The organism is Bacillus sp. V33-4 (assembly GCF_002860225.1).
Classification (GTDB): Bacteria; Bacillota; Bacilli; order Bacillales; family Cytobacillaceae; genus Bacillus_BJ; species Bacillus_BJ canaveralius.
In genome coordinates this window covers 60251-74591 of sequence record NZ_PGVC01000010.1, presented here as the reverse complement: position 1 = coordinate 74591, position 14341 = coordinate 60251, and the positions used below count along the sequence as shown (strand labels likewise).

General features: G+C 43.1%; 11 protein-coding genes and 2 riboswitches. Of the genes, 9 read left to right on the top strand and 2 right to left on the bottom strand.

The features are described 5' to 3' along the window. Positions 1-212: 212 nt before the first annotated feature. Genes CVD23_RS04670 through CVD23_RS04655 form a run of 4 tightly spaced genes read left to right on the top strand, consistent with a single transcriptional unit; the run spans position 213 to position 4950 of the window. Complete coding sequence (locus CVD23_RS04670) at positions 213-1400, top strand: galactokinase (RefSeq protein ID WP_101665349.1); 1188 nt, start codon at positions 213-215, stop codon at positions 1398-1400. Further along, complete coding sequence (gene galE, locus CVD23_RS04665; protein WP_101665348.1) at positions 1397-2386, top strand: UDP-glucose 4-epimerase GalE; 990 nt, start codon at positions 1397-1399, stop codon at positions 2384-2386. The genes CVD23_RS04670 and galE overlap by 4 nt, the downstream gene beginning before the upstream one ends. A 12-nt stretch (positions 2387-2398) precedes the next feature. Continuing rightward, the gene (gene galT, locus CVD23_RS04660) at positions 2399-3886 is read left to right on the top strand and encodes a UDP-glucose--hexose-1-phosphate uridylyltransferase (protein WP_101665347.1); all 1488 of its coding nucleotides are present in this window, start codon (positions 2399-2401) and stop codon (positions 3884-3886) included. A 17-nt stretch (positions 3887-3903) separates the two neighbouring features. After that, a complete protein-coding gene (locus CVD23_RS04655) occupies positions 3904-4950 on the top strand; it encodes an aldose epimerase family protein (protein ID WP_101665346.1) in 1047 nt (348 codons plus the stop codon). A gap of 45 nt (positions 4951-4995) precedes the next feature. On the opposite strand, the gene CVD23_RS04650 is transcribed toward CVD23_RS04655, so the two are convergent. Then, positions 4996-5847 (bottom strand): type II CAAX endopeptidase family protein, encoded by an 852-nt coding sequence (locus tag CVD23_RS04650; RefSeq protein ID WP_180955535.1) that lies wholly within the window; start codon positions 5845-5847, stop codon positions 4996-4998. Between the two features lie 281 nt (positions 5848-6128). Then, on the bottom strand, positions 6129-7190 hold the full coding sequence (locus CVD23_RS04645) for a M20 family metallopeptidase (protein WP_101665344.1): 1062 nt from the start codon (positions 7188-7190) through the stop codon (positions 6129-6131). Positions 7191-7402: 212 nt separating this feature from the next. Between CVD23_RS04645 and CVD23_RS04640 the strand changes: the two genes are divergently transcribed. The 5 genes from CVD23_RS04640 to CVD23_RS04620 all read left to right on the top strand — a co-directional run bounded on the left by CVD23_RS04640 (position 7403) and on the right by CVD23_RS04620 (position 14331). After that, positions 7403-8551: a DEAD/DEAH box helicase gene (locus CVD23_RS04640; RefSeq protein WP_101665343.1), complete on the top strand. Its 1149-nt coding sequence runs from the start codon at positions 7403-7405 to the stop codon at positions 8549-8551. Between the two features lie 185 nt (positions 8552-8736). After that, a riboswitch (SAM riboswitch) is annotated at positions 8737-8841 on the top strand. Positions 8842-8948: 107 nt separating this feature from the next. Further along, on the top strand, positions 8949-10091 hold the full coding sequence (locus tag CVD23_RS04635; protein ID WP_101579477.1) for a trans-sulfuration enzyme family protein: 1143 nt from the start codon (positions 8949-8951) through the stop codon (positions 10089-10091). A gap of 263 nt (positions 10092-10354) precedes the next feature. Then, positions 10355-10470: riboswitch (SAM riboswitch) on the top strand. A 161-nt stretch (positions 10471-10631) separates the two neighbouring features. Further along, complete coding sequence (locus tag CVD23_RS04630) at positions 10632-12431, top strand: PLP-dependent aspartate aminotransferase family protein (RefSeq protein WP_101665342.1); 1800 nt, start codon at positions 10632-10634, stop codon at positions 12429-12431. A 30-nt stretch (positions 12432-12461) separates the two neighbouring features. Continuing rightward, entirely contained in the window at positions 12462-13457 is a 996-nt protein-coding gene (locus CVD23_RS04625) for an aliphatic sulfonate ABC transporter substrate-binding protein (protein ID WP_101665341.1), read from the top strand. A gap of 40 nt (positions 13458-13497) precedes the next feature. Further along, positions 13498-14331 (top strand): ABC transporter permease, encoded by an 834-nt coding sequence (locus CVD23_RS04620; RefSeq protein WP_101665340.1) that lies wholly within the window; start codon positions 13498-13500, stop codon positions 14329-14331. Positions 14332-14341: the final 10 nt, after the last annotated feature.

Sequence of the window (14341 nt, the reverse complement as noted above, 5' to 3'; positions counted from 1 at the left end):
TGGAACACCCTGAAACCCGAGGACAAGAAGACAATATCTAATTCCTGTTTTCTACTCTACAAATAAGTCCGCAATGATTAATTAAATACTAAGTTAAAATTTTACTAAAAAACGTTGACCTAATTTTACTATTTATATACAATGTTATTGAAACGCTTTCAGTTATTTCTCTAGATATTTATATTCCAAATTACCTGAGGGGAAGAGGTCCTATGGATATTCAAACGATGGAAAGGAAGTTTCAAGAAATTTTTTCTCAAGGCCGCAACGAAGCACGCATTTTCTTTTCTCCCGGCCGAATTAATTTAATAGGTGAGCATACCGACTACAATGGGGGACATGTTTTTCCTTGTGCGATAACGTTCGGGACGTATGGGATAGCCAGAAAAAGAGATGATCGCCAAATCCGCGTGTATTCAATGAATTTTGAAGATACAGGTGTGATTGAATTTACGCTTGACGATTTGGACTACGACAAGAAACATAGCTGGGCGAACTATCCAAAAGGAATGATCCGCTATTTGCAGGAAGCGGGCTGGAAGTTATCATCAGGGCTGGAAGTCCTCGTATACGGGAACATTCCGAATGGAGCGGGCCTTTCCTCTTCTGCTTCAATTGAGATGCTTATAGGTGTGGCCGTTAATGAAATGTTCGATTTAAATGTGCAGCGATTAGACCTTGTTAAGCTTGGTAAAAAAGTAGAAAATGAATTTATCGGTGTAAATAGTGGGATTATGGACCAATTTGCGATCGGGATGGGCAAGGAGAACTGCGGTATTTTACTAGATTGCAACACATTGAAGTATGAATACGCTCCTTTTAACCTAACAGATTATAAAATCATCATTATGAACACGAATAAAAGAAGAGAGCTTGCTGATTCAAAGTATAATGAGCGCCGAAGCGAATGTGAGACAGCCCTGGGACAACTGAAGAAAGCTGCGCCTATTGACTCATTGGGCGAATTAACAGAAAAAGAATTCGAAGCTATTAAACATTTGATCACCGATGAAGTTCTGCAACGGCGGGCAAAGCATGCCGTATTCGAGAACCAGCGGACACTACAAGCAATGAAGGCACTCAAAGACAGTGATCTGGCCGAGTTTGGACGGCTCATGAATGCCTCCCATCGTTCACTCAGGGATGATTACGAAGTGACCGGCACAGAACTTGATACATTAGTAGAAGCAGCATGGAAGCACGAAGGGACAATTGGTGCAAGAATGACAGGGGCCGGCTTTGGTGGCTGCGCCATTGCCATTGTAGCAAATGAACGGGTAGATGAATTCATTTCACAAGCAGGCTCTGAATATAAAGAGAAAATTGGCTATCACGCCACTTTCTATGTGGCAAGTATCGGTGATGGTGCAAAAGAAACGACAACGGAGGTGCTGTTATGAGTATTTTAGTTCTTGGCGGAGCCGGCTACATTGGTTCCCATGCGGTTTATCAGCTGATCAAGCAAAACTATGATGTAGTGGTTGTCGACAATTTACAGACGGGACATCAGCAAGCCCTTCATCCGAAGGCGAAATTTTATCAAGGTGATATTCGAGAAAAAAATTTTTTGCGAAAAGTATTTGCTGATGAACAAATTGACGGGGTGTTGCATTTTGCAGCAAATTCTCTTGTTGGTGAATCGATGCAAAAACCGCTCCAATACTTTGATAACAATGTATATGGTACACAAGTGCTGCTCGATGTAATGGTTGAGTTCGGTGTGAAAAACATTGTTTTTTCTTCGACAGCGGCTACATATGGCGAACAGGACGTAATGCCAATTACCGAGGACATGCCAACTTTGCCGACAAACGCTTATGGTGAGACTAAATTAACGATGGAAAAAATGATGAAATGGTGTGACGCAGCGTACGGAGTGAAATATGTGTCATTACGCTATTTCAATGTAGCCGGGGCGAATCCAAATGGTGAAATCGGAGAGGATCATGATCCGGAAACCCACCTCATCCCGGTTGTTTTACAGGTTGCGTCAGCACAGCGGGAATACATCTCCATTTTTGGGGACGACTACGATACAGAAGATGGGACATGTATCCGTGACTATATTCATGTTGAAGATTTAATTGCTGCCCACGTTTTGGCACTTCGTTACTTACAAAACGGAGGAGAAAGCAATATCTTCAATCTCGGCAGCAGCCGCGGATTTTCAGTTAAGGAGATTATCGAGGCAGCTCGTGAAGTTACCGGCCATTCGATCCCGGCAAAAATAGTCGAGCGAAGACCAGGTGATCCGAGTACACTCATCGCTTCTTCAGAGAAAGCGAAACGTGTTCTAGATTGGAGACCAGTGCATACATCGATCCACCAGATCATCAAGCATGCCTGGAATTGGCATCAACAACATCCGAATGGTTACGACGACTAGGAGGGAAAAACGGTGGACGTCTATTCTGTCTTGCAGCAGCTGCTTCGCAAAGCTATTTCAATAGAAATGATCAGCAGTGAAGATGAAGTTTATGCACGGAATCAAATTATGTCTCTTTTAGCCCTAAATGAATTCCGGTGTGACGAACCTTCTGAACCAAACAAGGACATCCCGGATTTACTGGATGAATTGACAGATTATGCAGTGGAAAAAGGTATCATTGACGATCTCCTTGATGAACGGGAGATTTTATCAAGCCAGATCATGAATGTATTTATGCCAAGACCATCGGATCTTAATCAAATATTTTACGAGAAATACGAAGAACCTGAGAATGCAACCTCATATTTTTATGAATTGAGCAGGAATAGCAATTACATTCAAACCAAGCGCATCAGCAAAAATATCAATTATAAAGCTGACACAGAGTACGGCGAGTTGGACATAACGATCAACCTGTCAAAGCCTGAAAAGGATCCGAGACAAATTGCCAAAGAACGAGAGAAGAAGGATCTCTCAATAAACTATCCGAAATGTTTGCTGTGCGTGGAAAACGAGGGGTATGCAGGAAGAATTGGGCACCCTGCCCGTTCAAACCACCGCATGATCCGAATGGACCTTGGCGGGGAGCCGTGGTTTCTGCAATATTCCCCTTATGTCTATTACAATGAACATTGTATCCTGTTGGCTGGTGAACATCGCGATATGGTTATTAACCGTGAAGCTTTTGAGCGGCTTCTCGAGTTTGTCGAAAAATTTCCGCATTATTTTATCGGCTCGAATGCCGACTTGCCGATTGTTGGCGGATCGATTTTAGTGCACGACCACTACCAGGGCGGAAACTATCATTTTGCAATGGCGAAGGCTAGAGACGAATATTCGTTCACTCTGGACAGCTTTCCAACCATAAAAGCAAGTACAATTAAGTGGCCAATGTCTGTCATCCGCCTTAGAGGGTTGGATAAGGAAAAGCTTGTTGCTGCCTCTGATTATATTTTGGGAAAATGGAAGAATTATAGCGATCGCGAAGCAAATATTTTCGCGTACTCAGGCGAAACCCGGCATAACACAATCACGCCGATCGTCCGGATGCGCAATGGGGAGTTTGAAGTCGATCTTGTATTGCGCAACAATCGAACCAGCGATGAGCATCCAATGGGTATATTCCATCCACATGCAGATGTCCACCATATAAAGAAGGAGAATATCGGTTTAATCGAGGTGATGGGACTCGCGGTCTTGCCAGCCCGCTTGAAAACTGAATTGGCTGAAGTTGAAAAGTTTTTATTGGAAGAGCCCAATCAGATTGAAGAATACCATGTTTCCTGGGCTGAGGACATAAAGGCTCGCAGCAGCACAGGGATTTCAGGAAAATCGATGCAGGAAATTGTCAGAAAAGAAGTTGCATTAAAGTTTTTAAAAGCTCTGGAGGACGCGGGAGTTTACAAGCGAAATGGAGATGGGCAAGCCGCTTTCCGCCGTTTTCTGGATTCACTTTAAGATGGGAAGATAATCGAATGAACATTTTTAAAGAGAAATTCGGAGAAATTGATGGACAACCTGTTACGGCCTTTACAATCGTCAATGAACAAGGAATGGAAGTAACAAGCATTGACTACGGCTGTATAATCACAAAAATAATCATGCAGGATCGAAATGGCGTGTTCGAAAATGTCGTGCTTGGCTTTGATTCGTTTCAGGACTATCTGGAACGTTCACCGTATTTTGGGGCAGTGGTCGGACGATTTGCCGGAAGGATCAAAAACGCCGCATTTAATTTAGATAATCAAACCTACAGATTGGCGAAAAATAATAACGGAAACCATCTACATGGAGGAATGAAGGGTTTCGATAAAGTGTTCTGGAAAGCTGAGACAAGGGAAAGCGGAGATGAGGCCAGCATAGAGTTTTCCTATTTCAGCAAAGACGGAGAAGAGGGGTATCCTGGCAACCTGCAGATGAAGGTGACATATACGTTCAATAACGATAATGAGTTCATCATCTCCTATGAGGGCGTCAGCGATCAGCGGACTGTTCTAAACGTAACCAATCATTCGTATTTTAACTTGAGCGGAAATTTAAAAAGAGATATTTTAGATCATGTTTTAACATTAAAGAGCGGCCGATTTATTGAACTGGCTGAAGATTTAATTCCAACGGGGCAAATACTGCCTGGAGACAATACGCCGTTTGATTTTCAATCAGGCAGAAAAATTAACGATGGTGTTTCCTCAGAACATCCGCAAAATATTCTGGCTGGCAAAGGCTATGATCATCCATTTTTGTTGGCTGAAAATAACAATCAAGAAATCGTTTTGCGCGATCCTGAAAGCGGCCGGGTGTTGACGATTGAAACGGACGAGCCGACTGTTGTTCTCTATACCGGAACCCAGCTTGGAGATGATTTTTTAATCAGGGGTGTCCAGTCGAGGAAGTATCTTGGTTTGTGCCTGGAAACACAAGGTCTGCCAGACTCCGTCCATCAGCCGCATTTCCCTTCTCGTATATTGGAAAAAGGGGAATTGTATAAAACTGTGACGAAATATGCGTTCACTTTGGCTTAATAAAGTAAAACACTGTGGAGTGATTCACAGTGTTTTACTTTAAGCTTAGGCTCTGTTTTGCTTCACCGTATGTGGGGTCAGGCGCTTTTTTTTCGTATGCCTCTTATACAACCATAATCCAACGATCGCTGTTATCACTATCGTAAATACGCCTTCAGGGCTTGGAGTTACTAGATATTCATATCCCTCTCGCACATCTAAGTATTTTTTTAGGATAAGAGTATCTACAAGGGCATTTGCTATCGTGTGAAGGATCACAGCTGGCCATACGCTATTCGTGACATAACGAATTTCCCCATAGACAACTGATAAAATAACAAGTCCAATCATTACTCGAGGAATATAGGTTAGCAGACTTTCCGCAGTATCCACGAGAACCAATAAATAGGGTATATGCCACAGAGCCCAAATCACGCCGACACAAATATGACATAGAAACCTGTTGATTCCCATAGAAAACAGTTTCGGAGCAAGATATCCCCTCCAAGCGAATTCTTCAAAAATGTTCTTAAAAAACATAGGTAACAGGGCCAAACTAAATGCAAGTAGAAATGACGATGAAAAATTGGATGTATCAATCAACTTCAAGTTGTGTCCGATTAAAACGATAATCACAGTTATAACTGGAATAAACAGGATACTGATGAAATAAGGGAAAAGATTTCCCCGAAATTTAAGCTCGATACCTAAATCCCTCCAACCGTCTCCCATGAAAGAACGAAGAATAATCGTTGTGAGCAGGGGCAAGACAAGCCAAATAAGTTGCCCCAAACTGCCATTAGCATCTGTACCAACCTTCAAATCCACTAGTCGGCCTACCCATCCGCAGCTTAAAACAACCAAAGAAAAAATAAGTACATTTCTTAGTGTTTTCTTATCATATTTTCTATCCGTCATGTTAAACATCCTTGTCCTAATTCCATATTTTCATTGTTTCAAGTATTGCTCATACCACTCTTTAATTTGATATAAATACAAGGTTCCTTGTTCTATTCGTATATTCCTTCTTCCATTATACGCATCTAGTTCATCTAATTTACTCATCGTGCAATAATCTCTTTTAGCGTCATCTTTGCCACCTGCCTTTGTGTACTTATCTACATTACGGAACAAATATTCGTTTTAATCAAATATCAACATCAAAGATTAACAGAACCAAAGTTAAAAAGTATTGCGCTTTATTGCAGCGGAGTGGTGACGAAATCAATGAGGATCTGTTGGTAAGTCTTGATTGAGTCAATCTCAACGTATTCGTCATCACCGTGCCAGTTGGCGCCGCTTGGGCCGAATTCAATTGCTGGTATGCCATGGTGAGAGAAGAAAACCGTATCAGCAGAACCATGCTGGCCAAAGATCGTTGCTTGGCGGTTTGCATGCTTTTCAACAACCGAGCGGAGATTAGAAACAAACGGGTCATCATCTTTCGTGTGGACCGGGCTTCCGACGAGGTTCACGAATACGTCTCCATCTGTTACCGCTTCAATCTCCTTTACGATTTCATCCTTATTTTGAGTAGGCAAATAGCGGATGTCAAGAGAAAGCGTGCAAAGGTCGGGAACCTTATTGTACGCTTCACCTCCGCTGATTTTTGCCAGATTGATAGAAGGAGCTTTATAAAAAGCAGAACTCTCCTTTGTGAAAGGAAGTTCCAAGATTTTCGAATAAACCTGCCACGCTTTTTCAATGGCATTAATTCCTTCCCAGGGCCGGCTGCCATGGGCAGATTTACCGCGCAGTTCAATGTCGAGACGCAATACACCTTTTGCTTGAATTGCGATTCCAAGTTGGGTCGGTTCTGAACAAATGACAAAATCTCCTCTATAACCGTTCTCAACGAGGTATCCCGAACAATTAAGCCCGCCGTCCTCCTCATCAGAAACAATTTGCAGTTGAATTTTATATGGAATATCGTCGTCTTTTATCTGGACAAGTATACACATCATGGCGGCAACGCCCGCTTTCATATCTGCGGCCCCGCGCCCGTATAAGCGGCCGTCTTCCACAGCCGGAATAAATTGTTCATTCCGTCCTCTTACAACGTCAACATGCCCGTTAAATACAATGGTTTTTTCGCCGCGCCCAATTTCACATACAGCCATCCGATAGCCATTATTTTCAATGATCTCTGTCTTGAGTCCGTGTTCATGCAGCCATTGTGCACAGAAAGTAACGGCTTGATTTGCCCCTTCTCTATTTGAACTGTCGATTAAAATGAGTTCCTTTAATAATTCCTTAATCATTACGGGAGGCCTCCTTCTAAAAAGTGTCATTCTTTCTATACCCGAAATGGTACGGGAAGGAACAATAACAATCCATTATGAGAAAAATACCAACCACTGTATGGTGGCAGTATAGAAATGTCGCTTTGCTTGCAGTATACTTTACAAGACCATGTACAAGTATAAGCACAAGCATATCTAATAACATTAGATTAAAAATAAAGGAGACAATTATGTCAAAGCCACTTATCGAAAATCTTTCCCCGTTCATTAGGGAGGTTTGGAACAAATCGGGTTTTAAAAACCCAACCTCGATCCAGGAGATGAGCATACCGATCGCGCTCGAAGGAAAAGACTTGATCGCCGAGTCCCCGACAGGAACAGGAAAAACACTCGGTTATTTGTTGCCTGTCCTGCAAAAAATCGAGGTTGAAAAGCGGAATATTCAAGCGGTTATTTTAGCTTCTTCCCAGGAGCTTGTGATGCAAATTTTAGCGGAAATCCAGAAGTGGGCGGAAGGAAGCGGAATTCGGGCCGCATCGTTTATCGGCGGGGCCAATGCGAAAAGACAGCTTGAAAAGCTAAAGAAAAGCCCGCACGTGATCGTCGGAACGCCTGGCCGGACGCTTGAATTAATCAAACAGAAAAAAATGAAAATGCATGAGGTAAAAACGGTTGTGCTGGATGAGGCTGACCAGCTCATTGTCCCTGAGCACGAAAATACCGTCCGGCAGATTATTAAGTCCACGCTTGGCGATCGGCAAATTCTCCTGTTTTCAGCAACTCTGACGAAGAGAACAGAGGAAATTGCCAGAGAAATAGCAAGAGAGCCGGAGATTATTAGAATTACAAAGGATGAAACAATCGATGCTTCGACGGTGGAGCATGCTTATGTTATTACGGAACAGCGCGATAAAATTAATTTTATTGAAAAGCTTTCAAGGATTTCGGGGCTAAAAGGTCTAGTATTTGTACGAGATATCGGGAATTTGAATGTCCTCTCAGAAAAGCTTAAATTCAAAAAAGTAAATGCTGAAGTGCTCCATAGTGATTTGGGCAAAATGGACAGGCAGGCCGCGATCAGGAACTTCAGGACGGGAAAGAGCAATTTGCTGCTGGCCACCGATATTGCTGCAAGGGGTCTCGACATTCAAGGAATTACCCATGTAATCCATTACGATTTTCCGAGGGATCTTAACCAGTACGTTCACCGCTCAGGCAGAACCGGAAGATTTGGTGCAAGCGGCACGGTTCTCGCCATTGTCACAGATAGAGAAGAGCGGGATCTGAAAAAATTCGCACGTGAATTGGGGATTTCGATCACTGAAAAAGTGTTCTTTAAAAGTGAAATAGTTGATAAACAAAATAGAAACCGCTCTTGACAAGAAAAACGATTCAAACATGCTCGCAGAAAGAGCCGTTTTCATTGCTGGTCTATTAAGTATGGTTCTACGGGAACAGAAATGCTCTGCGATCCGAACCTGATGTTAGAAAAACTAACAAGGTCATTGACGGATTGAATCGTTGTTGATATACTCCAGCTATCACAGAAAAAAATAAATACTTGCTCTTATCCAGAGCGGCGGAGGGACAGGCCCTGTGAAGCCCGGCAACCTGCAAGGAAACTTGCAAGGTGCTAAATCCTGCAGATATAAGATCTGGAAGATAAGAGGAGGATTGTCCATTAAACCTCTTCTTTACCTGAAGGGGTTTTTATATTTTCGGCAAAATTGGTCTGGAATTATAAATTTTACATATGAACAAGAAGGTGTGAAAGCTTTGGGAGAGAAATTTGAAACAGAAGTGCTGCACAGTCGAAAAAAGCAAAAACGAGAAATTAAAAGCAAAGTAACACCAATCTATCAAACCTCAGCGTTTAAGTTTGATAATTTAGAAGAGCTTGAAGGATATTATCAAGGCGAGGGAAACTATTTATATTCCAGAGTTGGAAACCCGAATACGGATGAACTTGGGGAAGCCGTGGCGGCACTGGAAGGTGCACCGGCCGGGGTGGCGTCGTCCTCTGGGTTATCGGCGATTCTTGCCGGCGTTCTTTCCGTTGCCCGAAGCGGAGACCATATTGTTGCAACGGACGATTTATATGGAGGCAGCTATCACTTATTGAAAGAAGAGCTTCACGAGCTTGGGATTGAAACGACATTCACTTCCTTTTCTGATCTTAAGAGCGTTGAGGAAGCAATCCGGGAGAACACGGTGCTTCTTTATACGGAGTCGATTACAAATCCGCTTCTTCGTGTAGAAAAGCTTGAAGCGATTGTCGAGCTTGCCAAAAAGTACGACCTTTTTACACTTGTTGATAATACGTTTGCCACTCCTTATCATTGTAAGCCGTTCATACTTGGAATCGATCTTGTCGTGCACAGTGCGACAAAATATATTGGCGGGCATAGCGATATCACCGCTGGCGTGCTTGTCGGCAGAGAGGAATTAATCAGCAAAGCAAGAGCAAAAATTGTCAATTTAGGCGCAAATCTCAGTCCTTTCGAAGCATGGTTAACATGCCGGGGTCTGAAAACGCTGGCTGTCAGAATGAAGACACAATCAGAAAACGCTAAACGGCTGGCTGAGGCTATGCAGAATCATCAATTCGTAGCAAAAACCTATTATCCATTTAGCGCAAATCCTGAAAACTTTGGGGCAATGGTAACGATTGAGCTTGATAAACATGTTGATGTCAGCGAATTTTTCCGCTCCTTAACATGGGTGAAAATTGTTCCGACACTTGCCGGAGTAGAGACGACTGTTTCGCACCCGCTCAAGACATCCCATCGTGCGCTTCCACCGGAAACTTGTGCTGAACTGGGTATCACGAACGAGGTCGTCCGAATTTCGGTCGGTATTGAGCATTATGAAGACATTATCGTTGAATTCGAGAATGCCATTAAAAAGGCGCTAAATTGAGTAAATTTGAAATGTAATAAGCTAAACTGAAAAACGAATGAAGTTGTCTAGATATACAGGAGTATGCCGTAGGAAATGAATAATACTAACTTAACATTAAATAACAGTTCGTTTTTCATTAAAGAATTGCTTTATGAAATTCATTCAATTAAAAAAATACAAAAAAATTTATATTTTTAGTCATTTGTTATTGACTAAAAAAATAAACTTTACTATAATCCTTTATAAAGTTAACAGTTTAGTGTTTTAATCAAATAAAATATCTCTTATCCAGAGTGACGGAGGGAACAGGCCCGAAGATGTCCGGCAACCTTCAAGCCCCAAGCTTGAAAAGGTGCTAATTCCTGCAGGCAGCATGATGCTGTTTGAAAGATAAGAGGAGGGGCCCCCTCTTCTTATGAAGAGGGGGCTTTTATTGTTTTACAAAATTTGAAAAAAAGCCGGTTCTCATTGATGCAGTGGCGCTGAACGTTCACGAGAGCTTGTTAAACATTAAACCTATTATTCTTATAAAATTAATCAGATTTGGGAGGAAATAAAATGTCACAATCTTATGATACTTACGATTTAGAAACGATCCTTTTACACGGAGGGCAGTCACCTGACCCGACCACAGGCTCAAGAGCCGTTCCAATCTATCAAACAAGTTCATATGTTTTTCATAATACAGAACATGCCCAAAGTTTATTTTCCCTTGATGAGCCTGGCAATATCTATTCAAGAATTGGAAATCCAACCGTTGATGTTTTCGAAAAAAGGCTAGCCTTGCTTGAAGATGGGGTTGCCGCTGTGGCTACATCTTCCGGAATGGCCGCGATTGCCCTGTCGATCATGAATATTGCCCAGGCTGGCGATGAAATTGTTGCTGCGTCAAGCTTGTACGGAGGAACATATAATTTATTCGCGATTACCCTGCCAAAGTACGGTATTAAAGTTCATTTCGTTGATGCAACTGATCCGGAAAATTTCAGGAAAGCAATTACACCTAAAACCAAGGCCGTTTATGGAGAGATCATCGGAAATCCAAGCTTGCGCGTTTTTGATATTGAAGCAGTGGCTGAAATTGCCCATGAACATGGAGTGCCATTAATTATTGATAATACTTTTGCTTCCCCATATTTGTGTAAACCAATCCAATGGGGTGCTGATATCGTTGTCCATTCAGCGACAAAATGGATTGGCGGACATGGAACAACAATTGGCGGTATCGTGATTGACGGCGGACGCTTTAATTGGAACAGTGAGAAATTCCCTGGTTTTACAGAACCAGATCCAAGCTATAATGGCTTGCGCTATGCCAATGATTTTGGAACGCTTGCTTTCAGCACAAAGCTGCGCGTCCAGTTATTGCGCGATTTCGGTTCATCGTTAAGCCCGCACAGTGCGTTTTTACTGCTGCAGGGGCTTGAAACGCTTCATTTAAGAGTTGAAAAACATAATGAAAATGCCTTGAAGGTTGCAGACTTTCTAAAAGCTCATCCTGCTGTCGAGTGGGTATCCTATCCGGGACTTGAAGAGCATTCAGCTCATGAACTGGCCAAGAAATACTTAGGGGGCGGATTCGGGTCGATCGTCAACTTTGGAATTAAGGGTGGACGTGACACCGGGAAAACGGTCATCGACCATGTTGCACTATGGTCCCATGTTGCCAATGTCGGGGATGCTAAGTCGTTGATTATCCATCCGGCCTCAACTACGCATCAGCAACTGAGTGCTGAGGATCTCATTAAAACAGGGGTTACTGAAGAATTGATCCGCTTATCGATCGGGATTGAATCGGTGCGCGATTTAACAAACGATTTGGACCGTGCTTTCTTCGAAGCAACTGGGCTTTCTTCCAAAGGAGAAGTAAAGGGCGATGTCGCAGTGAATGATGAAGGTGTGATTCGTTGGGCCCTTCAATCACCAACTATTCGTGAAACAGAGAACGGCAATGAAGTTCAGCGTGCAAAGACATTGGCTGTTGTCGGGCTAAGCAGCAATCCGGGCCGCCCGAGCCACCGTCTGGCAAGGAAAATGCAGCGGCTTGGCTACCGTATCATTCCGGTCAATCCTCGAGAAACGGAAGTCCTTGGCGAAAAGGCCTATCCGGATTTAACGTCGATTCCGTTTAAAGTTGATATTGTCCAGGTATTCCGCAGCCCTGAAGCGGCGGTCGAAATTGCCGAAGAAGCAGGCAAAATTAAGCCGAAGGTTTTCTGGCTCCAGGAGGGTGTTATTTCCCCTAAAGCTGTAGAGGTCGCAAAAGAAGCAGGACTTGAAGTTGTCCAAAACCGCTGTACCTATAAAGAAGCACAAAGGTTAAGGGGCACAATTGTTACCTTTGCATGTGAAATATAGAAGTTGGAAAATCGAAAGGGGTAAAAAAAGATGAAAAAATGGGTCAGTTTATTGGCTGGTGTACTCGCATTGTTCGCGATAGCCGGCTGTTCGAATAACACAACTGCAAGCGGGGATGGGAAAAGCGGCAAGCCCGATAAAATTGTTTTGGATTATGCGTATTATTCACCAACAAGTCTAGTTTTAAAAGAATTCGGCTGGGCTGAAGAAGCATTTAAAGAAGAGGGCATTGATGTCGAATTTGTCCTCAGCCAGGGAAGCAATAAAGCTCTTGAATTCCTAAACAGCAGCAGTGTTGATTTCGGCTCAACAGCCGGTGCTGCTGCATTAATGGCAAAAGCAAAAGGTGCGCCAATTGAGTCCGTTTATCTTTATTCAAAGCCGGAATGGACGGCTTTGGTGGTCAATAACGATTCACCGATCAAGGATGTTGGTGATCTTAAAGGGAAAAAGGTTGCTGCCACAGTGGGAACAGATCCATATATTTTCTTGCTAAGAGCTCTTGATGAGGAGGGCCTTTCCCAATCCGATATTGAGCTGGTGAACTTGCAGCATGGCGATGGAGGAAGTGCTTTAACGACAGGCCAGGTTGATGCATGGGCAGGTCTTGACCCGCATATGGCAAGGCTTGAGGTCGAAGCAGATACGAAGCTATTCTATCGAAATACTGATTTTAACACGTACGGGGTGTTAAACGTTCGAAGCGAATTTGCCAAGAAGTATCCAGAGCATGTTGAGAAAGTAATTGAAGTTTATGAGAAAGCAAGAAAGTGGACGCTTGAAAATCCTGAGGAAGCTGCTGAGATTCTCTCGAAAGAAGCGCAAATAAGCCCTGAAGTCGCCAAATTGCAAATGCAAAGAAACGATTTTTCAAATGCTGTGCCGGGCGATGAACAAAGGGAAGCTTTACAATCAGCCGGTAAGGTATTACAAAAAGGAGAAATTATTGAAAAAGGAACAGAAGTATCAGAGCTCGTTGACGAACTGATCAATCCTAAGTTCGCCGAGAAGGTCATTCAACAATAGGCTGTCACTATACAGCCCGTACAAAGTGGGGGTATTACAAATGAAAGATTCGACGGTTTCAACGCCTTTAACGATCGGAAAATCGAAAAAAAGTTTCCAGGTAAATAAGCATCTGAAAGCGACCTTGCTTGGTGGGGTTGTACCGGGATTTTTGATCATTTTATGGGAGTACTTGAGTAAAAGCGGTTTTTTTCCGGCCCATCTGCTGCCTGCTCCGACGATCATACTCGACACGATTATCACGATGGGGCAGGACGGAACACTGTGGGGGCATCTTGGCATTACACTTTACCGGCTCTTTTCAGGATTTTTAATAGGCGTGGCACTGGCGGTCTTGATCGGCTCAATTGTCGGTTATCTGAAAAAAGCAGAGAGCTTGCTTGATCCGTTGATCCAGGCTTTCCGCTCGATTCCATCGCTTGCCTGGGTACCGCTGTTTATTTTATGGATGGGAATCGGCGAACCTTCAAAGGTCGTACTGATCGCCGTTGGTGTCTTTTTCCCGGTCTATTTAAATATTGTGTCAGGCATTCAAAATGTCGACCGTAAGCTGATAGAGGTCGGTAAAATCTATAATTTCAACTCCTACCAGCTAATTCGCAGAATTATCCTTCCGGCCTCGCTGCCATCGTTTCTCGTCGGGATTCGCAGCGGGTTAGGATTAGGCTGGATGTTTGTAGTCGCCGCTGAATTGATGGGAGCAAGCGAAGGCATTGGTTATCTGCTTGTCTACGGACAAAACACATATTCTCCGCAACTGATTATTTCCAGCATTGTCCTGTTTGCAATCCTGGGAAAATTAACAGATTCGATCTTGAAGAGCATTGAAACAAAAACACTCCATTGGCAAGATACGATTGCCAGGAAAGCGTAGGGGACTGATA